At 67.3% G+C, this 16,457-nt stretch carries 7 protein-coding genes and 1 pseudogene; 4 read left to right on the forward strand and 4 right to left on the reverse strand.

Features of this window, described 5'->3' with window-relative positions; genetic code table 11:
- The first annotated feature begins 297 nt into the window (after positions 1-297).
- The 3 genes and pseudogenes from P12x_RS17235 to P12x_RS17245 form a co-directional block, all read left to right on the forward strand.
- The gene (locus tag P12x_RS17235) at positions 298-8,556 is read left to right on the forward strand and encodes an MG2 domain-containing protein (RefSeq protein ID WP_435005633.1); all 8,259 of its coding nucleotides are present in this window, start codon (positions 298-300) and stop codon (positions 8,554-8,556) included.
- A gap of 1,230 nt (positions 8,557-9,786) precedes the next feature.
- Entirely contained in the window at positions 9,787-10,983 is a 1,197-nt protein-coding gene (locus tag P12x_RS17240; RefSeq protein ID WP_435005635.1) for an efflux RND transporter periplasmic adaptor subunit, read from the forward strand.
- A gap of 57 nt (positions 10,984-11,040) precedes the next feature.
- Positions 11,041-11,817 (forward strand): annotated as a pseudogene (locus tag P12x_RS17245) (efflux RND transporter permease subunit); the annotation flags it as partial.
- Positions 11,818-11,918: 101 nt separating this feature from the next.
- On the opposite strand, the gene P12x_RS17250 reads toward P12x_RS17245, so the two are convergent.
- Positions 11,919-13,100 carry an IS256 family transposase gene (locus P12x_RS17250; protein WP_435011678.1) on the reverse strand — a complete coding sequence of 394 codons (1,182 nt, stop codon included), beginning with the start codon at positions 13,098-13,100 and terminating at the stop codon, positions 11,919-11,921.
- Between P12x_RS17250 and P12x_RS17255 the strand changes: the two genes are divergently transcribed.
- Positions 13,024-13,335: a hypothetical protein gene (locus P12x_RS17255; RefSeq protein ID WP_435005636.1), complete on the forward strand. Its 312-nt coding sequence runs from the start codon at positions 13,024-13,026 to the stop codon at positions 13,333-13,335. The two genes, P12x_RS17250 and P12x_RS17255, sit on opposite strands and share 77 nt — an antisense overlap.
- A gap of 78 nt (positions 13,336-13,413) precedes the next feature.
- On the opposite strand, the gene P12x_RS17260 is transcribed toward P12x_RS17255, so the two are convergent.
- The 3 genes from P12x_RS17260 to P12x_RS17270 form a co-directional block, all read right to left on the reverse strand.
- Positions 13,414-13,692 (reverse strand): hypothetical protein, encoded by a 279-nt coding sequence (locus P12x_RS17260; RefSeq protein ID WP_435005637.1) that lies wholly within the window; start codon positions 13,690-13,692, stop codon positions 13,414-13,416.
- A gap of 341 nt (positions 13,693-14,033) precedes the next feature.
- Complete coding sequence (locus tag P12x_RS17265) at positions 14,034-15,203, reverse strand: hypothetical protein (protein WP_435005638.1); 1,170 nt, start codon at positions 15,201-15,203, stop codon at positions 14,034-14,036.
- 193 nt (positions 15,204-15,396) lie between these two features.
- A complete protein-coding gene (locus tag P12x_RS17270) occupies positions 15,397-16,383 on the reverse strand; it encodes a calcium-binding protein (RefSeq protein WP_435005640.1) in 987 nt (328 codons plus the stop codon).
- Positions 16,384-16,457: the final 74 nt, after the last annotated feature.

The following is a 16,457-nucleotide window of genomic DNA, read 5'->3' on the forward strand; positions in this document are numbered from 1 at the left end:
GGATTTCTAGTCTAGAATCGCCCCGAGTCCGGGGCAACCCCCTCGATTGAACCGAGTCGTCCTGTTTGGATCGTCGAGGGAAGTTTCCAAGAAAATCGAGGTTTGGCCGTGATTCCCGAGGGTACCCTGTTGCTCTCGATCGGCCCTCTGGGCGGCCGACCGCTAGGCGCGACCTCTTGGCGGGCGTACCCTGGGCGGCATCCCTTCGGGAACGAATTCGGAGTCGGCGGCGTCCAAGGTCGACGGCCGAGCCTCCGACGCTCCACTTCTGTTCTCCACTCTCCGGGAGATTCCTCGATGACGATCGACGACGGACGGCGCCCTGGTCGGTGGCCGCTGATGGCCCTGGCGGCACTCGGGATGCTCGCGACGGGCCTCGGGGCCGACGAACCCTCGAAATCGCCCCAGGAGACGAGTCGGGCCGTTTCGCCGATCACTCCCGACGTCCCCGGCTCGGTGGTCGCAGCCCTCCAGGAAGGGAAGTACGTCGAGGCGGACGCCGGACTGGCCAGGCTGATCGCCGAGGCCAAGAGTCCCGTCGAGAAGTCGTATTACCGCTTCCTCCGGGGGATCTCCGAGCGACTGGCGGGCAAGCCCGACGAGTCGCAACGGACGCTCACCGAGGCCCTTGACGAGGACCCGAAGGGGCCCTGGGCCGCCAAGATCCGGTTCGAGCTGGCGGCGGTCGAACTGTCGAGGGGACGGCCTGACGAGGCCGAGGCCCTGGCCCGCGCCGAGGCCGAATCGCTCCTGAACGCCGATCGGAAGGACCGACTGGCCGGGGTCTATCACGCCTTCGCGCGGAAGCTCATGACCCCGGATGACCCGGTCACGCCGTCCGACCCGGTTCGGGCTTACGCCCTGCTGGCCAAGGCCCGCGAGCTGGCCAAGGGCGAGAAGCTCCGGGCCTCGCTCCTCTTCGAGATGGCCAGGGCTGGCCAGAAGCCCGGGGCCCAGGGCCAGCAGCCCGCCCCCGGACTGGCGATCGACCCGATTCGCGACTTCCAGGCCTACCTCAAGGAGTATCCGAAGGGGGACGATCGATTCGCCGCGAGGTTCCACCTCGGGGAGGCCCAGCTCGCCACCGGCCAGGCCGTCGCCGCCCGGCTGACCTTCGTCGACCTCGCCCGAGATCTCGGGGTCGAGCTGGCCAAGGCCCCATCGAAGGACCTTGCCGAACTCAAGGCGCAAGCCCTCTATCAGATCGCCCGGACCCACGGGATCCCGACGCCGCCCGATGATACCCAGCTCAACCTGGGCGTGGCCGCGCTCCGGAGGTTCCTGGCCGACGCCCCCGGCCACCCGGACGCCGTACGGGCCGCTTATGAGATCGGGGCGTCCTACCTCGCCCGCGGGAGGGCAGACGAGGCGATCAAGGCACTCACCTCCTTCCTGAAGGGGGAGGGTTACCAGGCCGACTCCGACCAGGCGAAGCGGGACCTGGCCGATCTGTCGATGACGGCCACCTTCCAGGTCGCCCAGACCCTTCAGGGGCAGGCGAAGTTCGACGAGGCGGTCGCCGCCTATCAGGGATACCTGGCGAAGTTCCCCAACGGCCCGCAGTCGGCCGACGCCCAGCGGGCAATCCTCGACACGAAGCTCCAGGAGGCCGCCGACGCCCTCTCTCGAGAGAAATATGCCGAGGCCCGGATCCTCTGGGAGGGGTTCATCGCCCAGAATCCGCTCGATTCTCGAGTCCCCACTTTGATGTTCGCCGTCGGCGAGAGCTTCGAGATCGAGCGGAAATTCGACGAGGCGATCGCCTCCTGGGATCCCTTGATCGGCAAGTTCCCCGGCTCCGAGCCCGCCGCCCACGCCCAGTTCGAGATCGCCTCGATCTTCGAGACCGAGAAAGGGGACCCCGCCGGCGCGATCGAGCGGTTCCGCAAGGTGACCGCCGAGCCCTGGACCTCTCAGGCCAACCAGCGGATCGCCGTGATGGAGGCCAAGGCCCTCACCGTGGTCAGTCCCCGGACCTTCCGATCGGGGGAGACGGCCCATCTCAAGGTGACCTCGCGGAACCTGGAGACGCTGACCTTCACCGCCTACAAGCTGAATGCCGAGGCCTACTTCCGCAAGAAGCACGTCCTGGGAGGCGTCGGGTCGCTGGATGTCGGGCTGGTCGCCCCCGACGCCGAGTGGACCGTGCCGGTCCCCGGCTATGGCAAGTTCAAGCCGGTCGAGGCCACTTACGACCTCAAGGTCGCCGTGCCCGGCGTCTACGTCGTGAAGGTCTCCGACGAGAAGACGCTCCAGGCCACGGCCCTGGTCCTCGGTTCGGACCTGGAAGCGATCGTGAAGGTCTCGCGCGAGCAGATCCTCGTCTTCGCCCAGGACATGAAGACCGGCAAGGGGCGCAAAGGGGCCCGGGTCCTGGTGGCCGACGGTTCGGGGGTGATCCTCGAAAAGACCACCGGCGACGACGGCGTCCTGCTGGCGAAATGGGATCGGCCGCTGGTCGGCTCGGGGCCTTTCGCCCCGGGCTTCTCGCCCGATCAGGACACCGCGAACATCCTCGTCCCTCCGGCCCCGCCTTTGCCCGATGCCGCGCTCCAGTATCTCGTCCTGGATGGACCGGACGCGGCGGGATCGGCCCTCGGCGTGCCGGACAAGGTGGCCCAGGGCCTCACCCCGAGGGCCTACATCTACACGGATCGGCCCGCCTATCGGCCCGGCCAGGAGGTCGCGCTCCGAGGGGTCATCCGCGAGGCACAGGATGGCCAGTACCTCAATCCATCGAAAGAAGTCTATCAGCTCGACGTCCGCGATGCCCGGGGTCGGACGATCCTAGCGAGGCCGACGACGTTGTCGGAGTACGGGACCTTCCACGAGACGGTCCGGCTCGATCAGGGGGCTCCGGTCGGGACCTATCAGGTCACTCTTACCCGGCCGGGCCACTCGACCTTCAACGGCCAGTTCGAGGTCCGGTCGTACAAACTGGAGAAGATCGACCTCGATTTCGACCTGCCCCGGACGGTCTATTACCGGGGGGAGCAGATCCAGGCCGACCTGATCGCCAGGTATCAGTACGGGGCGCCCGTCGCCGGCCGTCCGATCGAGGTCTTGCTCCCCGACGGCCGGACGGTCCGGGGCTCGACCGACCAGGCCGGGAAGTTCCACGTCGAGTTCCCCACCGATGGATTCTCCGAGGAGCAGGCGCTCCGGATCGTGGCCCGGCTGCCGGGCGATAACGTGGGGGCGGTCGCCGGTGTGATGCTGGCGATCAAAGGGTTCCGGATCGACCTGTCCACGACCCGCGACGTCTACCTCGACGGCGAGACCTTCGCCCTCAACCTCGCCACGCTCAATGCTCAGGGTAAGCCCATCGGCCAGGAACTGAGGGTGGCGGTCCTCAAGCAGGTCACCCAGGGGGGGCGGACCACCGAGCGTGAAGTCTCCACCCGCGTGGTCGCCACCGACAAGGAGACCGGCAAGGCGACGGCCTCGCTCAAGATCGACGACGACCGGGGTGGCTCGTACATCCTCCGGGCCGCCGGGACCGACCAGTTCGGCAACCCGATCGTCTCGGACGAGGCCCTGCAAATCTCCGGGAAGGACGACGAGACCCGGCTCCGGATCCTGACCGACCGCCAGTCGTTCAAGGTCGGCGAGACCGCCGGTGTCCGGCTCCACAGCCGTTCCGGCCCCGGCACGGCCCTGCTGGCCTGGGAGGCGGATCGGATCCTCCAGTACAAGCTCCTGCCGATCTCCGAGGGGGAAAACCCGCTGAGCTGGGAGATCGACGGGACTCAGTTCCCCAACTTCACCCTGACCGCGTCGAGGATGGCCGGAGACCGATTCGACGAGGCCAGCCTGGACATCCGGGTCGAACGCGACCTCCGGCTGACCGTCACCCCGAAGAAGCCGTCGGTCGGGCCGGGCGAGGAGGTCGAAGTGGAGGTCCAGGCCGTCGACCAGCTCGGCAAGCCGGTCGCGGCCGAGGTCGCGTTGGCCCTGGTCGACCGGTCGCTCCTGAGGCTTTTCGAGGACAATCGCCCGCCGATCGGCCCGTTCTTCTACGACCAGACCCGGACGGGTGCCTTCTCGACCGAGGCGACGAACACCTTCCGAGACGAGCCGGCCACCATGCCGGTCTCCGAGGCCGTGGTCGAGGAGTCCGAGAGGGTCGCTGCCCAGGCCCGGAACGATGCCAGCCGCGAAGCCGTCAAGGGGCAGGCCCAGGCCCTTTCCCGATTCGCCGCCCCATACGATGCGAACGGTCCGGTCAACGGTCGAATGGGCGAGATGAGCGCAGCTCGAATGATGGCCCCGGCTGCTCCTCCGATGCCGGGCGGTATGGGTGGGATGGGGGGCGGTATGGTCGGGATGGGGGCACCCGGCCAGGCCCATGCCGGCGCCACCCTGAACATGGCTCAACCGGCCGCCGACGGCTTGATGGATTCGGTCCGAGACGTCGACCGTAAGCGAGCTTTCGGCATGCAGGAGAAATCCGGCGAGGATCTGCAAGACTTCGGGCGGGGCGCGAGGGCCAAGAAAGCCGAGATGGCGGCCAATCCCGCGCTTCCTCGCGAGCAGTTCACCGAGACCGCCTACTGGAACCCTTCGGTCGTCACCGGCAAGGATGGCAAGGCGACGGTCAAATTCACGGCCCCGATGTCCCTCTCGGATTATCAATTCTCGGCCCGAGGCGTGACCGGCAACGACACGCTGGTCGGCCAGGCACTCTCGGGGCTGGTCGTCCGCAAGGATTTCTTCGTCGATCTCAAAGTCCCGACCATTCTCACCCAGGGGGATAAGCCCCGATTTGCCGCGCAGGTTCACCACCTGGGCGTGAAGGGCCCAGCCGAGGTCCGCTTGACGATCTACTCGGGAGAGCGGCAGGAGGTCTACCCGAAGGCCCTCGAATGGAAGGGGGACGGCGTCGAGGAGATCCTCTTCGAGCCGTTCGAGGTCCCCGATGGCGATTCGGTCCGCCTGACCCTCACGGCCAAGGCCGGCGAGGCTTCCGACGAACTGGTCCTCGAGGTCCCGATCCGCCCCTGGGGCGTCCAGGCATTCGCCTCGGCCTCGGGGACCACTTCCAATGGCGCGACGGTGTTCGTTGGGCTCCCGGCGGGCCGGGCTTATGAAAACCCCGAGATGCGAATCGACGTCTCCCCCACGATCCGCAGGCTCCTGATCGAGCTGGCCCTGGGACGTGATTTCCGGATCGTGAATTTTGCCGCCTCCAAGAGCCGGATCATCTGGCCGCCCACCCCCGACACGACCACCGATCGCGCCTCGGATCTGCTCGGGGCCACATCGGCCCTGATCTACCTGCGCGAGGTCAAGGCTCCCGAGGCCCCCGAGGCGTCCCGGCTGGCCGATCGGATTCGAGGTCTGGTCGCCGAGCTGGTCACCGCCCAGAACGATGACGGGGGCTGGCCCTGGGTGGTCCCCGCCGAGGGCCGGAAGCGCCCCGCCAGCGATCGCCTGGCCTCGGCCCAGGCGGCCTACGCCCTGAGCGAGGCGAGGGCCCTCGGGATGTTGCCCGAGCCCGCCGCCCTCGACAAGGCGACGACCTACCTCGAACAGGAGTTCATCCGGGCGGGCAATATCCCCGAGGCCCGCGCCGAGGTCCTCCACGCCCTGGCCATGCTGGGCAAGGCGACCTTTGAACAGGCCAACGCCTTGAATCGGTCCCGCCAGAATCTATCCGATATCGCCCTGGCCTACCTGGCCTTGACGATGACCAAGCTCGACCGGGCGAACCTGGCCGGCGAGGTCCTGGATGTGCTGGCCCCTCGGGCCAAGACCGAGTCGGCCGGCCCGGGCCAGAAGCCCCGGAAGTACTGGGAGGGGAAGGATCAGGGGCCTTATCACCGGGGGTCCGTCGAGACCACGGCCCTGGCCGCCCTCGCCTTCGCCAAGGGTCGCCCGCAGGCCGGCGAGGTCGAGGCGGCGATTGACTGGTTGCTGGCCCACCGGGTCGGGCAAGGCTGGAACCCGCACAAGGCCAAGGGGGCCGCACTGGCCGCGCTGGCGGCGTTCTACGGCAAGGCGGGCCTGGCCGAGGATCGCTATCGGCTGGTCGTGATCGTCAACGACACCGAGGTCCATCGGGCCGAGGTCATCGGCTCGCCCGTCGGTCAGGTCGTGGCCGTCCCCCGGAAGGCGCTCAAGCTGGGCGATCCCAACCGGGTCCGGTTCCAGATCGAAGGTCGGGGGACTTTGGGCTATTCGGTCACCTTGACCGGCTTCGCTCGCGATTTCGCCCCCGAGCAGAAGCGTGACGGTAAGGTCTTCCAGATCCTCGGACGCCCTTATTTCCCCGCCGATCCCGAATTGGACGGCAAGCCGTTGCCGACCGGCTTCGGCGTGGCGGTCAACCCGACGACCTTCGTCAACAAGGCCACCCAGGTCGCGCAGGGGGGGCGGATCAAGGTCAAGGTTTACCCGGGCGAGTACCATCCCACCGGGCAGCCGACCTGGGAACGCGACTTCGTGGTCATCGAGGAGCCCCTGCCCGCCGGGACCACCTTGATCGAAGGCTCGGTGCAGACCACGGCCAGCTCCTTCGAGCTGATCGACGACGTGCTGACCTTCTACTTCGCACCCGAAGATGGACTGAACACGATCGAGTACGAGCTGGCCGGATATCTCCCCGGCCGCTATCGGGCCCTGCCCACCAAGATCCGAGGGGCCTATGATCCGCGCCAGGTCCACCTGGGCGAGCCCGCCTCGCTCCAGGTCCTCGCTCCCGGCGAGCCTTCGACCGACCCCTACCGGGCCACCCCGGATGAGCTGTACGCCCGAGGAAAGGCACTCTTCGAGGATGGCAAGCTTGCCGAGGCCGCCCAGCCGCTCGAAGAACTCTTCGGGGGCTACGGGCTCCGCGACGAGGTCGCCAAGGATGCCGCGCGGATGCTCCTGACGATACACATCAAGGATTACCAGCCCCGGAAGGTCGTCCAGGATTTCGAGATCCTCCGCGAGAAAGGCCCCGAACTGGTCATCCCCTTCGACGAGGTCCTGGTCATCGGCCGGGCCTATCGCGACATCGGCGAGCACGAGCGGGCCTACCTGGTCTTCCGGGCCATCGCCGAGGCCAGTTACATCGAGGACGCCCAGGTCGGCGAGGCCCTCCGCCAGAATGGCAAGACTCTGGGGGCCATCGCCTATCTGATCGACCTCTGGCGTGAGTCGCCCAACACCCCGTCGATCGAGACCGACTTCTTCGGGCTCTCGCAACTGATCGCCGGGGCCGCCACCAAGGCGATCACCGACCCCGCCCTCCGCCGGGAACTGGCCGAGGCCGGGGTTACCCGGTCGGAACTCCTCCTCCAGACGATTCGGATGATCCAGACTTTCCTCTCGCAGTCTCCCAGGAATCCGCTGGCCGATGAGGCGAGCCTGGCCCTCCTCGGCTCGTTCCTCGAACTGGAAGACTTCGAGGCGGTGGTCCGACTCGCCCCGAGGTTCGCCACGCTCTACCCCAAGAGCACCTTCCAGGACAGTTTCCAGTACAGCGAGGCCCTCGGCCGGTTCTCGCTCGGCCAGTACGACCGCGCCATCGAGGTCGCCCAGGCCATCGCGCAGGCGACTTACAAGGACCCCAATGGTGTCGACCAGCCCAGCCCCAACAAGTGGCAGGCGATCTACATCCTCGGCCAGATTTACGACGCCCGGCGCAACCCCGCCAAGGCCGTCGAGTACTACCGACAGGTCGCCGACCGCTTCACCGACGCCGCCGGGGCCGTGAAGGCCCTCACTCGCAAGGATCTGAAACTCCCCGAGGTTTCGGTGATCCGTCCTCCGGGCGATCGACCCATGCCGACGGACCCGAAATTCCGCAACGTCGGCGTTGGAGTAGACGCGGGCAAGCCAGAGCCCACCTATCCCGACAAGGTGGACCTCGGCTACCGGAACATCGCCGAGGCCGACCTGAAGGTCTACCCGGTCGACCTGATGCGGCTCTACCTGACCCGGAGGAATCTCGACGGGATCGCCGGGATCGACCTCGCCGGGATCACGCCGCTCCACGAGTCGAGCATCAAGCTCGGCGACGGGGCCGATTTCGCCGATCGGGTCCGTACGCTCGAGTTACCCCTGGCCAAGGAAGGGGCCTACCTCGTGATGGCCCGAGGTGAGAATCTCTACACTTCGGGGATTGCCCTGGTGACCCCCCTGGAACTGGAGGTGGTGGAGGAGGCCGACGCCGGTCGGGTCCGCGTGAGGGTCCGTGACGCGAAGACCGGCGACCTCGTTCCCAAGGTCCTCGTGAAGGTGATCGGCACCGACAACCCGACCTTCTTCTCGGGCCAGACCGACCTGAGGGGTGTCTTCGTGGCCGAAGGGGTCACCGGCCAGGTGACCGCCGTCGCCCGCAAGGGGACGGGCCAGTACGCCTTCTATCGTGGCACCGCTCGAGTCGGCTCCGCGCCGAACCCGCCACCCACCGACGCCCCCAAGCCCGGCGCACCCGAGTCGGCGTCCGCCGAGTCGCAATCGCTCGACAAGAACCTCCGCGAGCAGAACACGAGCAACCAGATCCGCCAGCTCGACCGGCTCGAGAATCGCTACAACAACGCCCCGCAGGGCGTGAAACCCTTCTGACAGGCCCACGAGCGAGACCTCGGGGAACTCTCCCCGAGGTCTCCGAGCGGAAGTCGTCTCGATCGGGCATCCGCTCGCCGATGGCTTGTCGACTCGCCTGTCATTTCGTCCGGGGGCGGGGCTCCGGGACCATGCCGAATGATCCGAGCCTCATCATCCGCATCCACGAGACCCACCCGACCGACAAGGGTCCGGTCCGCCGACCCTCGGCGGAGCCTCCGGAGGGCTTTTCCTCCTACACGAGGGGTGTTGGTAGGTTTCCCGAGGCCGGGTGAGTCGCATCGAGCACGTCCTCACCACTCCGCTAAAAAATTGGTGCGTGTTCATGTTGGAATTGTGCGATCCGTCGGCTCGCGGTCGATACCCGGCGCCAGGTGGCTGACTTTTGTAGAACCGTGACTTTCGACGTGGCCAGCGGCAAGGCCCCTGCCCCACCCGGCCCCGTTTCGTCGCCCACCAGCAGCATTCGACGGCCCATGTCGTCCTGCGCGGTGGCAGATCGTGGCCTTCGAGGCCTCGCCATTCCGGTTCTACAGAGGTTCAAACAAGCGATGCGCCCGGAGATCGGGGACTGGCACCCGGCCCGCGACGGTTTTCCCCCGTGGGGAAGCTTTCGGACCGAGCCTTGGGCCAGTCCCCGATCTCCTCGTCCGTTCGCGATGCGAGCTTGGACCGTCGAAGGCCTCGATGTCCGCATGGGGCGAGGCCCCGGTAGGACCCCGTGCACCGAGCACGGGAGACCCTCCAGGTTGGTTCGTCGGCCCTTTCGTACGCCATGCTCGAGGCATGCAACGTCGGGCCGCGCCTCCGGCCCGGCCATCTTCGAGCCCAGGTGGTCCTTCCCGGCGTCCTGCCTTAGGGGGAACTTATGTTCGGTTAACCTCGGGTTAATGCCCGAATCGGTATGATCCCCCGCAATGCATCTCGCCCCGCGAATCGGCGGTCCCATCGAGGAGATGGGCTCCACGTCGACGCCCGGGTGGTTACACCGCGCGAGGACCCTCTCGGGAGATTGGTCATTTGAATGTCCCTGTGACTACGACTGGACGACGGACCGGGCGTGCTCGGCGATTTCCCAGGATTCGTCCGGCGACGGTGACCGTGGCAATTCTACTTACTGCGATCGTCATCCTGCTGCGAGTGGTGGTCGGTGGCGCAACCGGACCATCGGGGATCGAGGCCCCACGGCCCTCGTCGAGATCGGATTCCCCCCCGCGCCGGGTCGAAGTCTTGAATCCCCGGAAGGGCGGGATCGAGCGGGTGACGACCCAGCCGGGTTCCGTCCATTCGTTCGAGAGGGTCGAGCTCTATGCCATGGTCTCGGGGTATCTCAAATCGCAGTCGGTCGATATCGGCACCCGCGTCCGGAAGGGGGAAGTCCTGGCCGAGATCGACGTGCCTCGGGAGATCCGGATCGCCGAGGATGCCGATGCCATGGTCGAGCAGGCCCGCGCGCATGCCCGGCAGATGGAAGCCAAGGTCAAGGCGAGGGAGGCCGAGCGCGACACGGTCGCCGCCTCGGCCAAGCAGATCGAGTCGGATCTCGACCGGCTGGTCGCCGAGAGCAGGCTCGCGGAAGGCCAATATATCCGCGTGAAATCCCTCTACGAGCGCAACGCCATCGACAAGAAGCTCGTGGACGAACAGCAGCGCGACCGAGAGGCCACGATCGCCGCGGAGCGGACCGGGCGGCTGGCCATCCTGACGGCGAAGGCCCGCCTGGCGGGGGCGGTCGCCAAGGTCGACCAGGCCCGCGCGGATGTGGCCGAGGCCCTCGCCGCGATCGGCGTGTCCGAGGCGCGATCGGCCAGGGCCCGCGTCGACCTGGGGTATGCAAAAATCATCGCGCCATTCGACGGAGTGGTGACGCATCGCGGCTTCCATCCCGGCGCCTTCGTCCGATCGGCCTCGGTCGGGGCCCAGCCGCCGTTGCTCACGGTCCTCCGGACGGACAAGATGCGGGTGATCGTGAAAGTCCCCGATCGAGACGTGGTGCTGACCGACCCCGGCGACCCCGCGAGCGTGACCATCGATGGGCTCGACGGGCGGGAGTTTCGCGGTTCCATCTCGCGGATCGGCGAGTCCGAGGATTCCGCGAGCCGGACGATGCGCGTTGAGATCGACTTGCCCAACCCGGAGGGCCTGCTCCGAGACGGGATGTATGGCCGGGCCAGGATCTCGCTCGAACCGCTATCGGGACGGCTGACGGTCCCCTCGGCGTGCATCCTCGATCGCTCGGGTGCGGGTCGAGGGGTGGTGCAGGTCGTCCGGGATGGTCGCGTCGGACGCGTGGAGGTCGGACTCGGGGCCGATGACGGCACCCTGGTTGAGGTGATCGAGGGGTTGGGGCCCGATGACGTCGTCGTGCGGCGCACCGGCACGGCACTGGAGGCCGGGATGCGGGTCGTCACCGGACCGGCCGAGTGACGGATGGCAGGACAGCCCGGTGGAATATCCCTCATAACCTATGGAGGTGCTCGCGCCATGAACGGCCTCATCCTGGCCTCGCTGCGGAACCCGATCGCCGTCACGGTCATGTCCCTGGCGGCGGCGGTGCTCGGCTCGCTGGCGGCCTACGCCATCCCGATCGATATCCTGCCGGTCTTCCGGAGCCCTGGCGTCCAGGTCCTGACCTTCTACGGGGGGATGCCCGCGGCCAGCATCGAGAAGAACATCACCTCCCGCATGGAACGCGGTGTTGTCCAGGCCTCGGGCGGCAGGAGGATCGATTCCCGATCGATCGTGGGGGTGAGCATCGTTCGCGACTACTTCCGGAGCAACGTCGATCGCAGCGGAGCCCTCACCGAGGCCAATTCTCTGGCCGGATGGGAATACCCCACCATGCCGCCTGGGACCTTGCCCCCGGTCGTCCTCCCCTACGACCCGACCAGCACCACGCCCGTCGCGCTCCTGGCGCTGGACGGCGCCGGACAAGGAGAGGCCGCACTCTTCGACACCGGACGGTATGAAGTCCGGCCCATGATCATGTCTCAACCGGGCGCCATCGCTCCGATCGTCTATGGCGGAAAGGTTCGCGCCATCATGCTCTACCTCGATCGGATGAAACTCCAGGCACGCCACATGTCGCCCCTGGACGTCCTCAAGGCGGTCGACGATTACAACGTCTTCCTGCCCACCGGGAGCGCGAAATTCGGCAAGACCGACTACGCGATCGATTCCAACTCGATGTTCGACCTCGTCGGCGACATGAAGGACATCCCGCTCCGCAACGAGCACGGGAATTCGGCCTTCCTGGCCGACGTGGCGACGCCCAAGGATGCCAACTTCATCCAGACCAACGTGGTGCGGGTCAAGATAGTGCAACGCGGTTTCTGTAAATTCCGGGCTCGAAGTCGGCCAGGTCACCCCGGCCCCATCGTCAAATACTTCCGGTTCATCTCCCACTCTTCGCTGATCTCCATCGCCACGGCACTGATCAGCCGGAGGGCCGAAGCATCGTTCGGGAACAGTCCCGCCACTCGTGTCCGCCGCTTGATCTCCTCGTTCAACCGCTCCACCATGTTGCTCGTCCGCAGCCGCCGCCGATGCCGCGCGGCCAGGGCGAAGACCGTCAGCCCTTCGGGGATGTTCTCCTCCAGCCATTCGGCCAGCCTCGGGGCCTTGGCACGGTAACGCTTCACGACGATCTCCAGCTGCCGCTGGGCCTCGGGCCGATCCGGGGCATCGAACACCGCCCGGATGCCCTCGGCGACCTGGGTCCGCATCTCGGGCTTGGGTACGAAGGCCATGGCATTGTGCATCAGGTGGAACTGGCAGCGCTGCCACGGTACGCCGGTCATCCGGGCCTTGAGGGCCTGCCGTAACCCGGCGTGGTCGTCGCTGGTGACCTGCTTCACCCCGTGCAGGCCACGGGCCTGGAGTGAGGCCAGGAAGTCCCGCCAGTGGACCTCCGCCTCCGACAGCGAGACGCTCACCCCGAGCACCGACCGCTTCCCCTCGGGGTCGACGCCGATCGCCACCAGGACCGCACAAGGGACGACCGAGCCGCCGTGGCGGACCTTCTCGTAGCGGGCGTCGAGGATCAGGTAGGGCATCTCGCCGATCGGCCGAGTCCGCCACCGCTCCAGCTCCTCGTCGAGGGCCTCGGCGGCCCGGCTGACCTGGCTGCTCGTGACCTCCAGGCCGCAGAGCTTCTCGGTGATGGCGGCGACCTTGCGGGTCGAGACGCCCTGGACATACATCTCGGCGACGGCCAGCTTCAGCGCCCGCTCGCTGCGGACGCCCTTCTCCAGGGCGGAGGGGTAGAACTCGATCCCTCGAGTCTGCGGGACATCGACGGTGAGGGGGCCGAGGCGAGTGTGGAGGGTCTTGGGCTTGAACCCATTGGCATAGCCGTTGCGTCGCTCGGAGCGTTGGTAGGGGGCGGCCCCGAGGGCCTGGGTCCGCTCCAGTTTCATAACCTCGTTGAGCAGGACGGTGACGGCCCGGGCCATTCCGTCGAAGCCGTTGGCGGACTTCGCCGATCGCCAGCGGTCCCACCGCCGGGAACGGACCCGGGTCGGAGGCCTGGTCGGCGAGGTGATGTTCCGCCCGATTCACCTCGTCGGGCTCCGGCCGATCTGGGGGGCCGCCGCCGATCGAGGGCCATGCATCGGATGCGGGGGGAGGCCGCTGGAGTTGCTGGAGGTCTGCGTGCGCTGCGACCGGAGCGGACTCGATCATTCTATCCCGGCGATCCGGCGGAAGGCGGCCACGGCGGCGGTCGAGCCGAAGCGGAAGCTGGCCGGTGGCCTCGGGGCGAGGAGGCGGAGCGGGTAGCTGTACTTTCCGCGACTTGATGCATTCGGCCCGCGAAGATTTCCCGCCACTCGCCACTGTCGCCGGGCTGGGCCCGGCCTACCGCCAGTCGGACTGGAGGGTCTCCACCTCGGCCTCGCCGCAGGGGAATATGTGGTACCCGCAGTGTTCCGTGAACACGGCGACATCTCCGGCTGACTCGTCCGCGATCGCGAAGGCGAATCGCAAGAGGGCGTCTGAGCCGTCGGGGAATCGAATCAATACGCTCTGGTCGGGCGGGAAGTCGCTCGCCGAGAGGCGCTCGCAATCCTCGCCCCGCCGCTTCCGGAGGTTCTGCCTCGGTCGCGGCTTCAAAGCGTCGGGCACGGTGAGGGTCATCCGAGATCTCGCGGCCTCTCACTCGCCGCGTAGACCAGGGCCGCCCGACAGGGACGATGGCGGCGTCCACGCCGATCCATCGCCCCGGAAGGTGCCAGCCGGGACATCCCCGAATCCGACGTCCACCCCGTGCCGGTGGTTCCCTCGGCTCGCCGACGCTCGATCGCCGGTCCGCTCCGCGAATCGCCCTCCTGTTCCCGGGCCTGCTGTAGTCGGCCAGGCCGATGGCGACTTCAGGGTGCCGAATCAGGCTCTCGTGCCTTCGGGGGTGGGAACGATGGAGGAGGGACGAAACCTGTAGATTCCTGGCTCGCCTCGCATCCTCCCCTGTTCGAGGCCGATCAGGCACCCAGGTAGCCGCGTCGGCCCCGGATGTCGCCCAGGACGATCGAGACGTGCGAGGTGTAGGTGAGGAGGTAGTTGCCGAACGCGTCGATGCTCAGCGACGGGTCCGACCGGACGCCGATGTCGACGGTCGAGACCTTATTGGTGAAGCTCACCTCGGCCACCCGGGTCCGGTTCTCGCCGGAAGGCACCAGGACTTCGTACGCCACCACGAAGCCGCCGCCGCCCCGCCTCTGGGCGACCGCGGGTTTGAATTCGACGGCGGTGGTGCCGGCGATGCTGACCTCGACGCCGAGCGCCCCGTCGAGGCCGACGCGCCTCGCCTTGATGTCGCCGGCCCGATGCCAGGCCACAACGGCGTTGCCGGCGTTGTCCATCGAGACGCTCGCGTCTCGGTCGTCGGCAACATTCGTGGAGATGAAGTGTGTCCCGAGCAGGCCGCCGCCCGCAGTGAATCGTTTCAGGAGGACATCGTGCTGGGTCCCGCTGGAGCCCCGCTCCCAGGCGATGTCGAAGCGGCCGTTCGGGTTCATCGCTATGCTCGACTGCGAATCGGCGACCGTGCCGACCGCGACATCGAGCACTCCCAGGAGCTGGCCGCCTCTGTCATACCGCTTGGCGACGACGTCGGTGGTGAGCTTGCCGACCTGCCTGTTGTAGGAGATGACGAAGTTGCCGAGGCGGTCGGTGGCCACGTCGGAGGAGCCCTCCCTGGGCCTCCCGACACCGACCTCGATGAGACCGCCGGCGCGATTGCCGTTGGAGTCGAATCTCTGGGCCAGGGCGTCCGTTTCGCTATTGGGGAATTGCTGGGTCCAGGTGACCACGAAGCCGCCCAGGTCGTCCATCGCGACCGCCGGCGAATGCTCCGTCAGATTGCTGAAGGCGACGCTGATCTCCGGGCCGAGCTTGGTGCCGAACGAATTGAACCGCTGGGCCCGGATGTCGGTGTCGGCGCGGTTGTCATGTTCCATCCAGACGACGACCGAGGAGCCTCCGCTGGAGGTGGCGTTGTCGGACAATCGCGCAGAATGGTTCGTCGTGTTGATCGGATAAATCATCTCGGGCCCGAGGGACATCAGTTGACGCTCTTCGAGCGGCTCGAAGGCGGGGCGGCGGGACGTGCGGGGGCGGCGGACCGCGGGATGGCGGGGGCGAGCAAACATCCGGGGCTCCTTTCATGCCGTTGGGTGCGGGGGGCGGGACTGTCGACCGGTCAATGGTTCTCAGCGCATCCGATCGCTTCGCACAACAGTAAAACCTGGGAACCTTTCGGACCGACCGGACGCACGACCACGCCTTGGCACGAAGCCACGCGGCTCACTCCGCGTCCGGCGGGTCGACGCGACCGACGGGCGATCAATACATACGGATCACGTCTCCCTCGGACTTGAGGAAGTCCTGAGGTTCATCTTGGTTAGAAGGCGGGGTGTAGCTCCAGGGCCACCAGGAGTCGTCCTCGTACGGATCGTATCGGAACGCGTCGGCCCCGGGCCCCCCGACGAGGCGGTCCGCTTCGCCATCACCGCGGCCGCCATCGAGGGTGTCGTCCCCCGCACCGCCGAACAGCGAGTCCCTGCCTGTGCCGCCTCGGAGGAAATCGTTCCCGCCATACCCTTGGAGTAAATCGGCACCCGCGTCCCCGTAGAGGAAGTCGGTCCCGCCGCCGCCCTTGAGGGTGTCGTTGCCGTTGCCGCCGTGCAGGCGGTTCAGGCTCAGGTCATTGGAGCCGCCCTCAATCATGTCATTGCCGTCCCCGCCGTACATCTCGTCCGACCCGGCGTCGCCGACCAGGAGGTCGTTGCCGCTACCGCCGTCGACGTAGTTCGAGGCGGAGCTCGAATCGGCGCCGACATAGATCGAATCGCTGCCGTCCCCGCCGTTCAGGTAGTCTGACCCCGCGCCGCCGTTCAAGGAATCGTTGCCGGCCTCGCCGTAGAACTCGTCGGAGGCGGAACCGCCGATGAGGACGTCATTGCCGTTGCCGCCGTGGGCGAAGCTCCGCTCGGAGGTGGCGTTGGTGAAATAGTCGTCGCCGTCGTAGCCCGTGAACGCGATGTCCCCCGTGACGCTGACGACGAGGATGTTGGTGACCCGCGTGGTGGAAGTTGCGCCCTGGCGCGTTTCCGTGATCCTGTAATAGTTGGGGTCGCGGGCATCGCGGACGACGGACACCGTGTCGTTGTCGGGCGTGCCGTAGATGATCAGGTGCCCGCCGCTCAGGAAGACGGTCGGCACCAGGCGAGCCTGGAGGGCGTCGATTTGGGGGGCGAACTTGCGGCGTTTCCGCCCGCCGCGGGGTGTCGTTCGGATGGAGGCTGCCAGTTTGCGAAGTGAGCTCAGCATGAGTCCCTCCCGTTCGGTGTGGGTGGTCACGGGGGCGAACGGCTCGATCGCCGCCCCCTCGTGGCACCCAATGC

Origin of the sequence: Tundrisphaera lichenicola (genome assembly GCF_051175385.1) — a bacterium.
GTDB classification, from domain to species: domain Bacteria; phylum Planctomycetota; class Planctomycetia; order Isosphaerales; family Isosphaeraceae; genus Tundrisphaera; species Tundrisphaera lichenicola.

Bases quoted from the DNA above. Each gene is read 5' to 3' on its own strand.
- P12x_RS17235 (WP_435005633.1), top strand. From the start codon at position 298: ATGACGATCGACGACGGACGGCGCCCTGGTCGGTGGCCGCTGATGGCC.
- P12x_RS17260 (WP_435005637.1), bottom strand. From the start codon at position 13,692: ATGACCCTCACCGTGCCCGACGCTTTGAAGCCGCGACCGAGGCAGAAC.
- P12x_RS17265 (WP_435005638.1), bottom strand. From the start codon at position 15,203: ATGTTTGCTCGCCCCCGCCATCCCGCGGTCCGCCGCCCCCGCACGTCC.
- P12x_RS17270 (WP_435005640.1), bottom strand. From the start codon at position 16,383: ATGCTGAGCTCACTTCGCAAACTGGCAGCCTCCATCCGAACGACACCC.